General features: G+C 50.8%; 12 protein-coding genes and 1 pseudogene. 6 read left to right on the plus strand and 7 right to left on the minus strand.

Going from position 1 to position 17,286, the window contains the following annotated elements; genetic code table 11:
• Window positions 1-21 precede the first annotated feature (21 nt).
• From EIM92_RS01185 to EIM92_RS01200, 4 genes are all read left to right on the plus strand, one after another.
• Complete coding sequence (locus tag EIM92_RS01185) at window positions 22-1,998, plus strand: anaerobic ribonucleoside triphosphate reductase (RefSeq protein WP_125081109.1); 1,977 nt, start codon at window positions 22-24, stop codon at window positions 1,996-1,998.
• On the plus strand, window positions 1,995-2,513 hold the full coding sequence (nrdG, locus tag EIM92_RS01190) for an anaerobic ribonucleoside-triphosphate reductase activating protein (RefSeq protein WP_125081110.1): 519 nt from the start codon (window positions 1,995-1,997) through the stop codon (window positions 2,511-2,513). The genes EIM92_RS01185 and nrdG overlap by 4 nt, the downstream gene beginning before the upstream one ends.
• A gap of 256 nt (window positions 2,514-2,769) precedes the next feature.
• Entirely contained in the window at window positions 2,770-5,103 is a 2,334-nt protein-coding gene (locus tag EIM92_RS01195) for a ribonucleoside-diphosphate reductase subunit alpha (RefSeq protein ID WP_125081111.1), read from the plus strand.
• Between the two features lie 687 nt (window positions 5,104-5,790).
• Window positions 5,791-6,822 carry a ribonucleotide-diphosphate reductase subunit beta gene (locus tag EIM92_RS01200; protein ID WP_125081112.1) on the plus strand — a complete coding sequence of 344 codons (1,032 nt, stop codon included), beginning with the start codon at window positions 5,791-5,793 and terminating at the stop codon, window positions 6,820-6,822.
• A 153-nt stretch (window positions 6,823-6,975) separates the two neighbouring features.
• Here EIM92_RS01200 and EIM92_RS01205 read toward each other — a convergent pair whose 3' ends face one another.
• A complete protein-coding gene (locus EIM92_RS01205) occupies window positions 6,976-7,362 on the minus strand; it encodes a YmaF family protein (protein WP_125081113.1) in 387 nt (128 codons plus the stop codon).
• A 316-nt stretch (window positions 7,363-7,678) separates the two neighbouring features.
• Here EIM92_RS01205 and EIM92_RS01210 point away from each other — a divergent pair.
• Window positions 7,679-9,034, plus strand: a pseudogene (locus tag EIM92_RS01210) (IS1182 family transposase); the annotation flags it as partial.
• Window positions 9,035-9,426: 392 nt separating this feature from the next.
• Here EIM92_RS01210 and EIM92_RS01215 read toward each other — a convergent pair.
• A complete protein-coding gene (locus EIM92_RS01215; RefSeq protein ID WP_125081114.1) occupies window positions 9,427-10,602 on the minus strand; it encodes a DUF4272 domain-containing protein in 1,176 nt (391 codons plus the stop codon).
• Window positions 10,603-10,664: 62 nt separating this feature from the next.
• On the minus strand, window positions 10,665-11,426 hold the full coding sequence (locus EIM92_RS01220; RefSeq protein WP_125081115.1) for a class I SAM-dependent methyltransferase: 762 nt from the start codon (window positions 11,424-11,426) through the stop codon (window positions 10,665-10,667).
• A gap of 295 nt (window positions 11,427-11,721) precedes the next feature.
• On the opposite strand from EIM92_RS01220, the gene EIM92_RS01225 reads away from it, so the two are divergent.
• Complete coding sequence (locus tag EIM92_RS01225) at window positions 11,722-12,228, plus strand: hypothetical protein (protein ID WP_125081116.1); 507 nt, start codon at window positions 11,722-11,724, stop codon at window positions 12,226-12,228.
• Window positions 12,229-12,457: 229 nt separating this feature from the next.
• Here the strand turns inward: EIM92_RS01225 and EIM92_RS01230 are convergent, their stop codons facing one another.
• The 4 genes from EIM92_RS01230 to EIM92_RS24020 form a co-directional block, all read right to left on the minus strand.
• Entirely contained in the window at window positions 12,458-13,213 is a 756-nt protein-coding gene (locus tag EIM92_RS01230) for an AAA family ATPase (RefSeq protein WP_125081117.1), read from the minus strand.
• Between the two features lie 3 nt (window positions 13,214-13,216).
• Entirely contained in the window at window positions 13,217-15,055 is a 1,839-nt protein-coding gene (locus EIM92_RS01235) for an ABC transporter ATP-binding protein (RefSeq protein WP_125081118.1), read from the minus strand.
• Entirely contained in the window at window positions 15,036-16,862 is a 1,827-nt protein-coding gene (locus EIM92_RS01240; protein ID WP_125081119.1) for an ABC transporter ATP-binding protein, read from the minus strand. The genes EIM92_RS01235 and EIM92_RS01240 overlap by 20 nt, the downstream gene beginning before the upstream one ends.
• A gap of 157 nt (window positions 16,863-17,019) precedes the next feature.
• Window positions 17,020-17,256, minus strand: coding sequence for a hypothetical protein (locus EIM92_RS24020; RefSeq protein WP_125081120.1), 237 nt, complete (start codon window positions 17,254-17,256; stop codon window positions 17,020-17,022).
• Window positions 17,257-17,286: the final 30 nt, after the last annotated feature.

Below are 17,286 nucleotides of genomic sequence, written 5' to 3' on the forward strand. Positions count from 1 at the left end.
TTTCGGGAGGGAAACTTTGTTATGGCGATTATGAATCAGGTTTATGCAAGCCGCCAAGACATGTTGGAGGAAGTTATTACATTAGGAGAAGAAATCGTGGAGAGCCGCAACCTTGAAGTTCTGCGCGAGAATGCCAATCTGAATGGCGAAAGCTTCTCCGGGAAAATGAGCAAGTTCGGCAGCGAGTATGCGAAATGGTATGCAGGTCACTTCGTCATGCCTAAACAGCTCGTTCAGGCGATTCAAGACAATTTTGTTTACGTTCACGACTTGGATCAATATGCGATTGGGACGACAAACTGCATCTTCATTCCATTCGACAAGCTGCTGCGGGAGGGATTCAATACTGGTAACGGCAGTGTAAGACCGCCGAACTCCATCATGACGGCGATGGCACTTGTGGCGATCATTTTTCAGTCCCAGCAAAATGCGCAATACGGCGGCGTATCCGCCAACAAACTCGATCACGATCTGGCGCCTTATGTGACCAAATCCTTCAGCAAATATTTCCGCAAGGGCTTGGATTACTTCGAAGAAGGCGACATGGATGCGGATTACGGCTTCATCACCATGGCTCGTGGCGATCTTCAGGCGCAGTATCCGAGAGCCTTCAAATATGCGCTTAAAGAGACCGAGAGCGAGACGCTGCAGGCCGCCGAAAGCCTCATTCACAATCTCAATACGATGTCGAGCCGGGCGGGTGGGCAAATTCCATTTACGAGCATCAACTACGGCACCTGTACTTCTATAGAAGGACAGCTTGTCATCCGCTCTCTGCTCACCGCAACGATGCGCGGGCTTGGCAGCGGCGAAACACCGATTTTTCCAATTCAGATTTTTAAATGCAAGCAAGGCATTAACCAGCAGCCAGGCGAACCCAACTATGAGCTGTTCCTGAAGGCGGCGGAATGTTCCGCAAAGCGTCTCTACCCGAACTTTGCCAACCTGGATGCTCCGCTCAACTTAATGTATTACGATCCGGAGAACCCGGATACCGAATTCGCTACGATGGGCTGCCGCACGCGGGTGCTGAGCGACCGCTTCGGCCGCAACCATCTTTCCGGCAAAGGCAATTTGTCCTTTAACACCTTGAACCTGGTCAAGCTTGGCCTGGAGCACGGTATTGTATTGGGGCAGCGGCAGACTGCAGACGAGCAAGGCTTCTACCGTGAGCTGGAGCGCTATCTGGATATCGCTTTGGACGGGCTTCTGCACCGCTTCCAAATTCAAGCGTCCCAGAAAGCGAAGGCATCCGACTTCATGATGCGGGAAGGCGTATGGGAAGGCGGCGAGCAGTTGAATCCCGAAGATACGGTTGGTGATTTGCTCAAACACGGCAGCTTGTCAATCGGCTTCATCGGGCTCGCGGAATGCATGAAAGCCATGTATGGCAAACATCACGGCGAAGATGCCGAGGTATATAATAAAGCCTACGACGTGATTGCCTTTATGCGTGATTATTGCGACCGCCAGAGCGAGCGCCATAATCTGAACATTACCTTATTCGCTACGCCAGCCGAAGGCTTATCCGGTAAATTCACCAAGAAAGACCGGGCCAACTATGGTGAGGTACCAGGGGTTGTGGACCGCGAATATTATACGAACTCTTTTCACATTCCGGTATATTACGATATCAGTGCAGCTAAAAAAATAGAGCTAGAAGCCCCTTTTCACGGGTTATGCAATGCAGGAGCGATCTCTTACATTGAGCTTAATGGCAACGCCCGCAGCAATCCGGCTGCATTCCTGCGCATCATTCAGTACGCGTTGTCGCAGCAAGTCAGCTATTTCAGCATCAACCATCCGATCGACCGCTGTTCGGGCTGTGGATTTGAAGGTATTATCGGTGCGGTCTGCCCATCCTGCAACGCCAGCGAACAAGACGTCCATATTCGTCGGCTGCGGCGCGTGACCGGGTATTTAACCGGGGACTTCCAGACGCGCTTTAATGCCGCCAAGCAGGCTGAGGTTCGCGATCGTCTCAAGCATTCAACATGAACATTTGCGGCTATTACCCGGAATCGATTAATGAAGGTGAAGGATTGCGAGCAGCGCTCTTTATCAGCGGATGTCGCCATTACTGCAAAGGCTGCTTCAGTCCGGCCACCTGGAATTTTAACTACGGCGAACCCTTTACCCCTGAACGGGAACAGGAAATTATCCGGGACATCGCTGGCAATCCGTTATTAAGCGGACTATCGATTCTCGGGGGAGACCCTTTTTTCTCGGCGGGGGAGGTCAGTGCGTTCCTCGACCGTTTGCGCGAGGCAGCAGGCCCTGTATCCGTCTGGATTTACAGCGGTTATACGTTCGAAGAGCTAATCGAAGACGTGAAGTCACCGGAATATGAACTGCTACGCCGCTGCCAAGTATTAGTAGATGGGCGCTACGCCGATGAGTTACGGGATCCCTCCCTACTCTATCGCGGCAGCTCCAATCAAAGACTGATCGACATTCCAGCAAGCCTGTCGCACCACAGCATTGTCGAATGGCAACCAACTCTTTCTTTCTAGCTGACTGCCTTTCTAGTATAAATGTCATTTGCGTTCATTCTATTATCGTCTCCGGCGCTAAGTCATATTGTGCTTGCTCGAAGCTCCACTATCGATCACGAGGATATAGTTGTTGATCTTTTGAGCCCGCATATGCAGCGCCTCTTTTTTTGACCAATACTTGCAATTTAAGAATTAAAGTTTTGCACTTCTAGGATTTTATAAAGATAAAAGACTGAATATCCCCTGTCAGTCAGGAAAGCGAGGAGTATTTTACATGCCTTCATTTGTAACCAAACCAAACAACCGCCAGCTTGCGTTCGACAATGACCGACTTGAGATTTACGCCGACCGAATTTTGGATGGATTACATACACTGAGCAAAGAGCGTCTGCTGCGCGGCGTGACCGCCAAGCTGCGAAATGACATCGTCACCGGCGAAGAAATCAGCAATGCCTTCACGATGTCCTCCCTGGAGCTCGTCACCAAAGACGAGCCGGATTGGAAATTTGCTGCCGCCCGTTCTCTGCTAACTTCGCTCTATAAAAAAGCAGCCGTGAATCGGCGTTATAAATCCTACCCTGAGGAGCCTTACGGGTCGTTCTATCATCTCATTACCGAGCTGTGTCAAGCAGGGATTTACCGGGAAGAGCTGCTCGAGTGCTATACAAAGGAACAAATCGAGGAGCTTGGCCAGTTGATCGACCCGACTCGCGACCTGCTGTTTGACTATATCGGTCTGCTAACGCTCGCCGAACGCTACCTCGCTACGGATTTTGATGGTCGCACGATGGAGCTGCCCCAGGAGCGCTACATGGTCATCGCGATGTACCTGATGCATCAGGAGCCTGCGGACAAGCGTCTGGACTATGTAAAAGAAGCCTACTGGGCGATGAGCAACATTTACATGACAGCGGCCACGCCGACCATGTCCAATGCCGGTAAAAAAGTCGCCGGACAGCTGTCCAGTTGCTTCATCGATACGGTGGACGACTCGCTGGAAGGCATTTTCGATTCCAATACGGATGTAGCCCGCCTCAGCAAAATGGGCGGTGGCATCGGCGTCTATCTCGGCAAGGTTCGCGCACGCGGATCGGACATTCGCGGTCACAAGAATACCAGCTCCGGCGTTATCCCGTGGATTCGCCAGCTGAACAACACCGCCGTCAGCGTCGACCAACTCGGCACGCGTAAAGGAGCCATCGCAGTATACCTCGACGTGTTCCATAAGGATATCCTCGCTTTCCTTGACTTGAAGCTGAACAATGGCGATGAGCGGATGCGTGCGCATGACGTATTCCACGGCGTCTGCCTCCCTGACCTATTCATGGAAGCCGTTGAGGCTCGCAGCGAATGGAACTTGTTCTGCCCGCATGAAGTGAAGAAGACGATGGGCTGGAAGGACGAGAACGGCCGTCCGCTAGGGCTGGAGGATTTCTACGACAAAGAAGTGGGCAGCGGGGAGTTCCGCAGCAAATACGAGGAAGCAGTTAACCATCCAACTCTGTCGAGAATTACGATGCCGGCAATCGATATTATGAAACGGATCATGAAATCGCAGCTGGAGACAGGCACGCCGTACATGTTCTACAGAGACACCGTTAACCGCGCCAACCCGAACCGGGCGCACGGCATGATCTACTCTTCCAACCTGTGCACGGAAATCATGCAGAACCAATCGCCAACCGTGGTAGAGCAAGAAGAACTGGTAACTAAAGACGGGCAAACCCGTATCGTGATATCTAAAATCCCTGGCGATTTCGTCGTTTGCAATCTGAACTCGATCCACCTTGCCCGCGCTGTACCAGCCGGCGTATTGGATCGCCTCGTTCCCATTCAGACGCGGATGCTCGATAACGTCATCGACATCAACAATATTGAAGTATTGCAAGCCCAATACACCAACAGTCAATACCGCGCGATCGGACTCGGCACCTTCGGGCTGCATCATTTACTGGCTCTAGAAGGCATCCGCTGGGAGTCCGAAGAAGCCGTTAAATATAACGACGATCTCTATGAGAAAATCAACTACCTGCTAATCAAATCCAGCATGGAGCTGGCCCAAGAGAAAGGCCAATATCCAAAGTTCGCTGGCTCGGACTGGGAAAATGGCAATTACTTCACATACCGGAATTACACCGACGGCACTCGCGAAGGCAAGTTCGTGACCACCAAGCAATGGCGCGAGCTGGCCGAGCAAGTAAGCAAGAACGGCGTACGCAACGCCTGGATGTTCGCAATTGCACCAAACGGCTCGACTTCGATCATCGCTGGTTCTACGGCGAGTATCGACCCGCTCTATGACCTGCTCTCCTATGAGGAGAAAACGACTTACAAAATCGCCAACCCAGCGCCGGACCTGTCCGAGAAAACGATCTGGTACTACAAAACGGCCTTCCTGATTGACCAGCACTGGTCGATTGACATGGCCGGAGCCCGTCAGCGTCACGTGGATCAGGCGCAAAGCTTCAACCTTTATGTACGGCCTGACATTAAGGCTACGGATTTCCTGGATCTACATTTGCATGCTTGGAAGGCGGGCCTAAAATCAACTTACTACGTTCGCAGCCGCGCGCTGACGATTGAAGAGTGTGAGAGCTGCGCTAGTTAGGGGGATCCCAACCAGGGTCCCATCCCACCCAAGCCCTCCCTTGTCGTAAGGGAGGGCCCCCGAGGGCCCGCGGCCCTCGGGACTCCCGCAAGGGGGAGTAACGTTGGAGTTGGAGAGGCGCTCCTGCTCGCTGTTCCCTGCGGGAATGCGCTATGGGGTTGTACGTGGAACGCTTTTCCCCCTTCGGGTACGTCTTACTTTAGGCGCACCCGGGCTACCTGAAAACACGCTGCGGAGGACTGCTGCTGTCGAACGCACCCGAGGTTGTTCGTGCAACTGGGCCGCTTGTCGCCCTGACGGGCACGCTCTACGGTTGGCGCTCCTGCAGGGGAGAAGACTGCTGCTTCGGGCGTGTCGTTGTGAGGCTGCGTGCTCGGTGGCCCTGTCCCCTGCGGGGATTCGCTTGGGCTGGTGCGGAGCCTGGGTCATGCAACGATGATTTACTTCGGGGATAAGGCTTCGATGAACCCGAACGGACTCCCACTAAGGGCGTGTCGTTGTGAGGCTACGTGCTCGGAGGCGCTGTCCCCTACGGGGATTCGCTTGGGCTGGTGCGGAGCCTGGGTTATGCAACGATGATTTACTTGTGGGCTAGAGCTTCGAAGAACCTAGCGATTGCTTTAGTGCCTAAACTGACTACTTCATGTACATTTTTAATAACATCAAATCTTTGAGGAGATGAGATCATTGCAACTGCAAACGATTTTTAATACCGAGGCTCCGAATAAATCAACTCGCATCATTAATGGAGAGTGCTCCGGGATTCTAAACTGGAACGACATCCGCATGCCGCATATGTACAAGCTGTACAAAGTACTGCTGCTGAACCACTGGATTGCGGACGAGATTCCAATGAGCAAGGATGCGCAGCAATTTCCGTTATTGGATCCCGAGGAGCAGCGCACGTTCAAAATTAATATTTCGCTGCTGGCGGTTCTGGATTCGATGCAGACGATGTTCGTTGGGGACGTCAAACGCTATTTCACGGATTCTTCGCTAGAAGCAATTTCCGCAATTATCGCTCAGCAGGAAGTAGTGCACAACCAATCGTATTCCTATGTGCTATCCTCGATCGTATCCGATCAGGAGCAAAAGGAGATTTTTGAGTATTGGAAGCATGACCCTGTGCTGCTTGACCGGAATAAGTTCATCTCGGAAATTTACCAGAACTTCCGTAATGAGCAAACGCCTCAGACGTTTTTTGAATCGCTGGTAGCGGATCTCATTCTAGAAGGGATTTTCTTCTACAGCACGTTCGCTTTCTTCTACAATCTGGCCCGCGACCAGAAGATGATGGGCACGAGCCAAATGATTTCCTATATCCAGCGAGACGAAAACCAGCACTGTTACTTCTTCGCCGAAGTGTTCAAGCAACTGTTGCTCGACTATCCGGAGCTGAATACGAAAGAGAACATCGACTACGTGTACCGTACAATCGACCGGGCGGTAGAGCTAGAGACGAACTGGGCGCACTACACGCTCAAGGAAGTCCGCGGCATCGACTTGAACGAGCTTGGAGATTACATCAAGTACATTGCCAATAAGCGCCTAGGCCTCATGGGTCTGGACAAAGCCTACGAAGGCGTGGACGTGAACTGCATGCCATGGATCAAGCCGTTCTCGGACGAGGCGCTGAACGCGACGAAGACGGACTTCTTCGAAGCGAAATCCCGCAACTATGGCAAAGTCGGCGACGACAACGGATTCGACGATTTGTAATCGCAATCGATAATTAAGCACCCCATGAGCTTTTATTGGCAACTTCCGCTACAAGGGATTTCCAATAAAGCTTCGCTGGGGTGCTTTTTTAAATTGGGTGGATTTCTAGGTTGACTCCATATCCAGGCTCGCCAACGCCGGATAATAATGCAATTATCCTTCCTCGTTGCCCGTGTTCCCACGATAATGATGGCGATGCGGCGTGCTTCCGTCTACTGTCGTATATCCTTCAAAGTAATGATAATGCCCGCCCCCAGGCAGTGGGAGCGCTTGTCCTGTCGTTCCTCTAATCTTGTGCGTGTGGCCTGCATTAAAAGAGGTCACTGCATAATAATTGTGCACGTGCTGAACTCCGCTTGGAGCCGGTTCCGTTCTGCCCGCATAATGATGCTTATGTCCAACATCAAAGGATGTCTCCCCTGCAAAAGGATGTACATGCACAGGTCTCCCATTCCAAGAAGTAATATACAGCTTATGCGAGTGCTCAGAATCGGAACCATCCTCCCGGTGAACAACAAAGCCAGTCACAGGTATCTCCAACAATAACTCTCCTTTTCATTGTGATACTGAATTGTATGCTGAGGAGAATTGGAGGGTGCAGTAACCTAAAGCTCTTAGTTACATTCATATCAACGGTATGGGACGTGGTTAACTTTACAATCAGTACATCTGTAGTAGCTAACAAAGACTCGATCAAATAAGTCAATCATGCTAAATGTATTTTATACAGATAGTTAAGCTCTTTTATAAAAAAACCATGCACTAAATGGAAAACATCAGACTGTTGAAAAAGCCCCTATCTAGATCACATTACCGCGTTAATTTGGTATAATATAGGTAATATATTGAAAGTGTGGTGTGCGAATTGCCTAACATTCAACAAGATAGAAATCAAATTGAATTGGTTAGTATAGATATGCTTGTACCAAAAGATCATTTACTACGAATCATTGATGAAAACGTAGATTTTTCATTTATTACCGAGATGACTCGCCCCTACTATCACGGCACATTAGGGAGGCCTCCAATTCACCCGATTCGCCTTTTCAAAATGATGCTGATTGGTTATTTGTATGGCATTCACTCCGAAAGGCAATTAGAGCAAGAAATTAAAACGGACGTAGCCTACCGCTGGTTCCTCGGTCTAGGCTTAACGGATCCTGTGCCGGATCACTCGACGATTAGTTACAACCGTAATGTGCGATTCAAAGGATCTACCATTTTTCAAGACATTTTTGACGAAGTAGTCCGTTTGGCCATCCGTCATAACATGGTAGGGGGACGTGTTCTCATTACTGATTCAACGCACATCCAAGCTAACGCGAATAAAAATCGTTCATCGATGCAAGTTGTGACGGAAACGCCCCTTGAATATTTAAAAGAATTGGAGACAGCTGTTAATCAAGAACGAGAGCGTCATGGAAAAAAGCCGCTGCCGCCCGTGAAAAACGAAACGATTGAAAAAAAACTGCGAGTGAGTAACACCGATCCAGAAAGTGGCTTTATGAAGCGTAAAGGTAAACCCGAAGGGTTTTATTATTTGGATCATCGTACAGTCGATCACAAATTCAATCTCATTACGGATGTCCATGTTACCCCTGGAAATGTGAATGACTCAACCGTTTATATAGAAAGACTTCAAAGACAGATCGATACATTTGACTTTCACAATACGTTAGAAGCTGTTGCTTTGGATTCAGGATATATGACGCCCTACATATGCAAAAAAACAAGCGAGATGGGTATTTTCAGTGTCATCGCTACTCGTAATGCCCCTACAGCAGAGGGGACTATACCCAAAGAAGAGTTTTCCTATGACCCGCAACAAGACGCTTATATATGTCCCAATGGATCTAAGCTGACTTACCACACAACTAATCGCAATGGATACAAAGAATATATGTCCAACCCTGACTTATGTGGCCAATGCCCATTATTGGATAGCTGTACATCAAGCAAAAATCGTAAACGTAAAATTCAGCGGCATGTTTGGGAAGGGTTTAAAGAGCGAGTAGAAGCGAATTACCGTAGCTCTTCAGGACAGATCTTGTATAAGCTCCGTTGTAAAACAGTTGAGCGAAGCTTCGCGGATGCCAAAGTGCTCCATGGGCTTCGCATTTCCCGTTTGCGTGGCCGGGAAAAAGTGCAGGAACAAGCACTGATGACTGCCATAGTGCAGAACATTAAGAAAATAGCAAGGCACCTAGCCAAGCTTTTTTCTCGTACAAACGGGAACTCACCTTATATTTTAATCCTTTCGATTCTGGATTTCCGTGGAAAGTATGTTTTCTTGCATAGAAAATCAATTACTTCAACAGTCTGATGAAATACATCTAGTTACCTGATCCTGACCAACTAGGCATAAATCAGTAGTCAGTAGTTTAGTGTATTGGAGAAAAAGAATCCGTTCAATTAAGGAGCCGTGAGGTTTTTGCATCAATTCATCAATTACGGACAGTTCCATTCTTTAGCAAGGAAATCCTGCACTTTTGTACTTTTGTACTTTTGTATTTTTGCAGTTTTGCAGTTTTGCAGTTTTGCAGTTTTCCTTGCAGTCTTCCTCTTCAACCTACAAACAGTAACGGCAACCCTGCTAATCTTATCCTATGTATCCAGGCTTATATGATCCCACTCCTCACCTTCGGAACCAATCAGCCAGAACAGCGCTCTACGCCTCTCCATGACAATGCTCTCGTTCATCCCAGCTGGTGCGCTCTCTCCCTTGATTCTACTGTTCACACAGGCCCAGTGCAGACGGTAGTTCCGATCCGCTTCATCCAAAATTTCCTCTGGACGGCGCGGCGACGTTTTGCCCAGAAATTCCTCAAAGCTATCGCAGCTGGACACCGCCTGAATCGCAAAATCACAATCGCAAGTCTGATTGGGAAATTCGAGCGACTCCACCAGCCCCAAAGCCCAAATCAGCACCCAGTAAGCTTCGTATTGCCAGGAGATATTCACCGCATCCTGATGCTCCGGCTCCTCCTGTTGGAGCAAATCCGCCTCATTTTCCGTTAGGGCATTTGTTACCCCGTACTTATCCAGCATCTCTGTCACGAACTGCCTTGATTGCTCCACACCCTCATCCTGCAGAATATAGCAGGCATACTGGATCACTAGCAGCAGAGCAACCGCTCTGCGGGCGATTTCCTCACGGGGCTTAAAGTGCAAGTCCGCCAAAGGAGGAAGCTGAGGCAGCCCTTCAATATAAGGAATATTCCTCGACTGCAAATAAGCGATCGTCTCTTGCTTGCGCTGCTCACCTTCAGCAGAGACCTGCTCCTCTCCTCTGATCTTTCTCGTGCAAGCCCTTGGCCTAAATTCGGCATTTCCCGACCTTCCGTCAGGATGAACTATAACGCGCCCGTCGTAATCAGCCAGCGTCCCGTCCGGGATGAATCCGATGCCGTCCACGCCACGAAGAAGCCCTTGAAATAACGTCAAATAAGCCTCATCGTAGTCCTTGTCCGTCTCGATCGCCAGCATTGTGTTAATTACGGAAATCTGCGTAAGCACCAGACGCTTAAGCTGTTCATCCTCGAACGGAATTCGATCATAGAACCCCATCATACCCGGAATATTGTTTGCAAAGTAATCCGGATCGGTGTCCTCAGAGGCTACCCGAATGACCATCTTGTTCTTGTTAAACCACTTCCGCGGCTGAATAACGTACTCGCCGGAATTGCCGTCTATTTTGTAGCCGTCTGCAAACACCTCCGCAATCAAGCCCGGAATATCTCCGGTATCATTCCTCGAAGCAAAAATTGTAAAATGCCTCAAATCCATGTCCTCCTCAAGAAAAGGGGCTGACTCAGCCCCAGTTTAAAATATTTTCATGCTATTTATATCGGTTTACAAGCCAAGATGAAAAAACGGTGCTCCCGGCTTTCCACATACCCGTCCTGCTCCAACCTCTTCTGCAGTTCACAAAGCTTCTCCAAGCACCGATCTACCGAAAAGCCTGCAAACTCCCACTCGATCACCTTCGCAAAATACACCAGCGCCCCGATATCACAAAAACGGAGATAAGGAAAATATTCGCGCTGCTCCATGACCGTAAATCCAGCCAGCGTTAACTCGCGAACCGCCTGCTTCAGATCAAACCCGGAGTCCGTCGTCATTGCCTGATCTCCAAGCAACCACCGAGACAGCCCCCGATTGTTTTGCCCGCCTACCTGCTGGGTAATGAACCAGCCGCCAGGCTTCAAGACTCTAACCAGCTCCTGAACTGAATAAGCTTCATGACGATTGATCACCAAATCAAAGAACCCGTCATCAAAAGGCAGGCTAGCATCATCGGATACCGGCCTAACCTCAATGCCGTAAGCGGGCAAGACAGCCTGGCAGAGCTTGTAATTTGGCGGATACGCCTCCGTCGCATACGTCTTCCCCCTTGGAGGACAAAGCGAACGAAGGAACTCCCCGCCCCCAGTCCCCATGTCGAGCATCACGCGCTCTTCGCTCATATGAGCCAGCACGGCGGCTTTATAATCCCAGGGCAGTTCCTCCTCCTCCACTCGCCCCGTCAGCAGCGAGAAATCCCATCCCTGAAAGCCCCTCTCTTCTTCCTTCTTCCATACTTCTCTAAATTTCTCACGATTCATCTGGCATCCCTCTCTCATGGATCTCATTTTGAAGCAAAATATCCATCTAGCCTAAAACACAGAGAGGTGCAGCCGCCGGATAACATTCACAAGCCCCTTCTGCCCGGTACAATCGGTTATCCGCTACATGCTAGTTTGCAGCTGCACCGGGCAGATACCGTATTTGATCACCTTTATCAAAATCATCGAACACTCACCTCATAAACCTTGTATGTATTAAATAGTTAACTGCCACGACTCAAACCAGAATATATACTTAGAATAACAAATTATACACAAGTTAGGATCTATGTAATTGAAAAAACGCATGCTCATCAGAGCACTAATAACTATCCTTGTCCTATGGATGAGTCTTTCCTTCTTCTACAGCCAATACCAGCTCCGCTATGGCCAAACAGTGTATACCTTTGATATAGCGACCGAGGATTTATACTTCAGGGACATGGATATCGTTGCCGTTTCCCCTTACGCTTTGTATACTACAGGACATTTCCTGGAGATCAGGGGTGAAAATAAATCTTTTGATGGTATCAGCTACGGATTTTCGATTGGCGATACTATGATTTTATCCCGAAGTCAGGCCGGCGACCCATTCACTTTCCCAGATGCCTCAAACGGCAAAGTGTACTGCGATACTAGCAACTTAATCAAAGATATCCGCGTTCACAAACGAGATTCCCTTCAGGTCGAGATCCATTACACCGTAAACGGCGAACCGAAAGAAATTGTGGGAGAAATCAAACTAAGCGATGTAATTAGACCATTCAGCTACAATAATAATAAAATCGTACATTTACAGTAATCTCTATCAGCCAGAAACAAAGCAAATCACATCGGCCAATACTGCAAGCTATCTATTAGGCAATAATTAACCTTTCAAAAAAAGTGTGGCCCAAAAAGGATACGCTCCAAAAGGCGTATGTCCAAAAGGTATTCCCCCAAAGCTGTGCGCCCAAAAGGTACCGATCAAAAATAGCTGGCAATCCAAAATAACATCAAATCCAGAATAACGAAGAAGCCGCCGAAGTTCCTCACCTCAGCAGCTCCCTCAGCATACGCTCCCTATGATTCATGAATTCCTTCATGATGACGAAATGATCCGTCTCCTCCAGCGTCGTCTCACGAATCCCATCCGGAGTCAGTTCGTAAATCACACTATCCGGGTAGGACATGATGATGGGCGAGTGCGTGGAAATAATGATCTGCGAATATTCGTTTACAAGCTCGTGAATCCGCGACAGCATCGCCATTTGGCGGTACGGGGACAAGGCGGCCTCCGGCTCATCCATAATATATAAGCCCCGGCCTCTGAAGCGGTTCATGAAAGCCGCAAAGAACGATTCACCGTGTGACATCATGTGCAGCGGCTTGCCGCCGTAGGAGTCCACTACATAAGGCCCGCCTCCCTCCTCATCCAGCCGTCCAATCTCCGTTGCCAGATTATAGTAGCTCTCCGCCCGGAAGAAAAAGCCGTCCCTAGGCTTGCGCACGCCCCTCACCAGACGAATATATTCATGCAGCTCAGAATGCGTCTCGGCGGTCGAGAAATTAAAGTTCGGTGTCCCGCCCTCCGGATTGAAGCCGAGGGCAACAGCGATCGCCTCCAGCAGCGTTGATTTGCCCATGCCGTTCTCGCCGACGATATAAGTCACTTTTGGATGGAATTCAAGCGCCCCCAGATCAGCGACCGCCGGCAGATGAAAAGGGTACTCCCGAAAGGACGGCACCTCCTCCCGCCGCAGCGTGATCCTGCGTAAATAGGCATCCATTGCTGTCAATCCGCCCATAGCCTACACGTCCTCTCCTTGCAGTGTCCCATGATACAGCTCACTGTAAAATCCCTCCTGCTGAAGCAGCTCCCCGTGAGAGCCCTGCTCGATCAATCGTCCATCCTTCAGCACGAGGATGTTATCCGCTTGACGAATCGTATTGAGCCGGTGCGCGATAACGAAGCTCGTTCTGCCCTTCATCAGCCGCTGCAGGCCTTCCTGGATTTTAAGCTCTGTTACCGTATCGATGCTGCTGGTCGCTTCATCCAGCACTAGGATCGACGGGTTCGCTAGAATCGCCCGCGCGATTGCCAGCAGCTGCCGCTGCCCTTGGCTGATGCCACTGCCGTCCGCATCGAGCATTTTATCGTAGCCGTCCTGCAGACGCATAATGAAGGAATGCGCATTCGCCAGCCGGGAAGCCTCCTCTACCTCCTCATCCGTCGCATCAAGCCGCCCAAAGCGGATATTTTCCCGGATCGTGCCCTTGAACAGGAATGAGTCCTGCAGCACGAACGCCATATGCGAGCGCAGACTTTCGCGTCGAATCGTCGTAATATCCCTTCCATCGACCGTGATGATCCCCTGGGATGGATTGTAAAAACGAGACAACAATTGGATAAGTGTCGTCTTTCCCGCTCCTGTAGGGCCCACCAAGGCGACCATCTCCCCCGGCTTCGCCTCGAAGCTGATCCCCTCCAGCGTATCGCCGCCCTCTTCATAGGAGAACGATACATCCGAGAACCGGACAGCGCCTTCCACCTGCTGTAACGTGACCGCTGCTCCTTCGTCCTTTTCCTCAACCTCTTCGTCCATGACTTCGAACACCCGCTCCGCCCCAGCAATCGCCGACAGCAGTGTGTTCCACTGATTTGCCAGGTCATTAAGCGGCCGGGTGAACTGCCTCGAATACTCCACAAAGACGATAATCACCCCAACGGTAATTGCCCCGCGGATCGCCAGAATGCCGCCAACCCCCGCAACCATCGCAAAGCCCAGGTTATTCAGCGCATTCATCAGCTTCGGAATAAAACCAGAAATCGTCTGCGCCCAAAATCCCGACTGCCGGATCGCATCGTTCCGCTGCCGGAACTCGCGCATCACCCGCTCCTCCTGGGAGAAAGCCTTGATGATCCGCTGCCCCGACAGTGTCTCCTCGATATAACCGTTCAGCTCGCCCAGATTTTTCTGGCGCTCCTTGTAGAGCGGGCCCGTCCGCCGCGTAATCCAGCGCATCCCAAGCATCATCAGCGGCACGATTATAAACGTCAACAGCGTCAGCAGCGGGCTAAGATACAGCATCACTGCCAGCGTCCCAATCAGCGTCAGTACACTCGAGAAAATCTGAATCGCCGAGCTGTTTAGCGTGGAGCTGACATTGTCGATATCATTCGTCAACCGGCTCATGATCTCACCCTGCTGCCTCGTCCCGAAGAACGGAATAGGCAGGCGATGAAGCTGACGGAACAGATCAATCCGCATCCGATAGACCGTCTCCTGGGCGATCTCAATCATCCATATATTTTGCAGCCAGGAGCTGAATGAGTAACCAGCATACACTACACCCAATCCTATTAAAAATAACACCCACGGCGCTCCCCCGCCCCCAACGAGGAAATCATCCACGGCCACACCAATCAAATACGGTCCCAGCAGCGCCAGCCCCGAGCTGGCTACCACCATCAGCAGGACGAGCGCCAGCTTCGCCTTGCGCCGGGCCAGATACTGCCAGAGGCGCCCCAGCGTCCCCGACCAGTTCTTGGCCTTGGCCTTTGGCTTGCGCCCCGCGGCAGAACCCGCGGTTTTAGCATCCAGCTTCGGATAAGGATGCCGGAACGGTTCAACGAAGGTCTTGAGCATGCTGCGCCTCCTCTCCATACTGAGACTCATAAATCCGCCGGTACAACGACGATTCCACCATTAACTCCTCATGGCTGCCTTGAGCGATAAGACGCCCCTCGTCAAGTAAGAGAATAAGATCGGCTGACGTGGTGGAGCTGATTTTTTGGGTAATAAGAAAAGTAGTGCAGGACAATCCTGTCAGCTCCTCCAGCAATGCCGCCTCCGTTCGGACATCCAGCGCACTCGTGCTGTCGTCCAGAACGAGAATCCCCGGCTGGCGCACGAGCGCACGGGCAATCGACAGCCGCTGCTTCTGCCCACCGGACAAGTTCACGCCGCGCTGCCCAAGCATCGTATCATACCCGTGTGGCAGCCGCTTGATCGTCTCGTGAATCTGGGCCTGCTTGGCCGCATTCACGATTTGCTCCATGCTCGCATCCTCGCGTCCCCAGGCGATATTGTCCCGCACCGAGCCGGAGAACAGCATGACCTCCTGCGGGACATAGCCAATCGCCCCGCGCAGCTGCTCCGGCTCTATCTGCCGGATATCGCGGCCATCGACGCGGATCGTTCCAGCCGTTGCCTCATGTAGGCGGGGAATCAGTTGAACGAGCGAGGACTTGCCCGATCCAGTCGCACCCATGATCGCTACCCGCTGCCGCGGCTTGACCACAAAAGAAATTTCCTGAAGCACCCGAATATCGCTAGCCGGGTAGTTAAAGCTAACCCCATCAAACTGCACCTCGCCCTGGATCGGAAGGGGAGCCCTATTGGCAGCACCAGCCTGCTGGGAGGGTCTCTGCGCCCCATGAGCTTCACAATCTTCACGGACATGTCCAGCCTTGTCCACCAACACCCCTTCGGTTCCCGCCGCTCCTTCGGCCTCCTCCGTCCGCAGCACCTCCACAATTCGCTGACCGGATGCAGCCGCTCTCGAATAGGAACTGATAATCCAGGACAGCGCGGACAATGCCCCGATCGTGCGCAGCGCATAGTTCAGCACCGCCACGACTTCACCGATCGTGGCATTCCCTGCCGCAATATCCACACGACCGAACCATAGAATGGCAATAATTCCGCCGTTCATCAACAGCAGCATGAGCGGCATCGTTGTCTCTGTCAGCCGCAAAGCAGATATAGTGCCCTGCATGAGCTCCTGGCTGCGCTTCTCGAACCGCTTCATTTCATGACCCACACGCACAAACACGCGGATCAGGCGCATACCGGTCAAGTTCTCCTGAATGACGCCGTTCACCGTATCCATCCGCTGCTGAACCGTTCGGAATAAGGCGGAAGCTTTTTTCATCATCCATAAAATAAAGACCGCCAGCACCGGTGCCGTCACCGTCAGCAGCAGGCCGAGCTTCACATTCACGACCAAAGCCATAATGACGCTTCCTGTCACTACAAGCGGAACCCGCGTCGCAAAGCGCAGGCTCATGAACACCATCTCCTGCAGCTGCGTAATATCCCCCGTCAAGCGCGTAATCAGCGACGAGGTCTGAAATTTGCTGAATATCGCATACGAGAAAGACTGAACCTTGTCATACAGCTTATCGCGCAAATCATACCCGAAGCCCTGACTGGCATGGGATGCAAAAAAGGAGCTGGCCACCCCGGCCGCAAAGGCAAGGAGCGCGCTCACAACGAGCACGCTTCCCCATAGCCAGACGACGGACAAATCCTGCTTGCCAATCCCGTCATCAATAATACGAGAAATGAGCAGGGGCTGAATCAGCTCCACGAAGAGTTCAATCAACATCATGCAAATTGCTGACATGGCAGCAATTCGATATTTTTTGATAAAGGATAAAATTGTAGCCATCTGCTTACCTCCGGACATTTGCACCTGACTGACTTCGCCCTCTATATTAATTGGACCAGTAGCTTTCTTTCAAATAGCTTTCAAATAACTTTCAAATAGTTTTCCGTTTCTTCGGAATCATCTTCTCCCCTGCTTGCAGTCCATTTTTTAGTTCAATTCACTGCAGCTGTGTGTTATATTCCGGTTCTTTGTCCAAAATTCCTTCATAATACGATGGAGTCATGTAAATGAAATGCATCGCATAGTTTTCCGTGACACCCGCCACCTGAACCTCAAATGGCTCCGACGTCATGACGGCGATCCCCGTCAGCTCCTTGCTGCTGTATTCGGCAATGTCCTTGCCATCGACAATTACCTGCCCTTCATCTGCCGTATCCATTGTTACAAATGTCATGCTTCGTACCACCCTTTTGTCCATGATGCA

Source organism: Paenibacillus lentus (assembly GCF_003931855.1).
GTDB classification, from domain to species: domain Bacteria; phylum Bacillota; class Bacilli; order Paenibacillales; family Paenibacillaceae; genus Fontibacillus; species Fontibacillus lentus.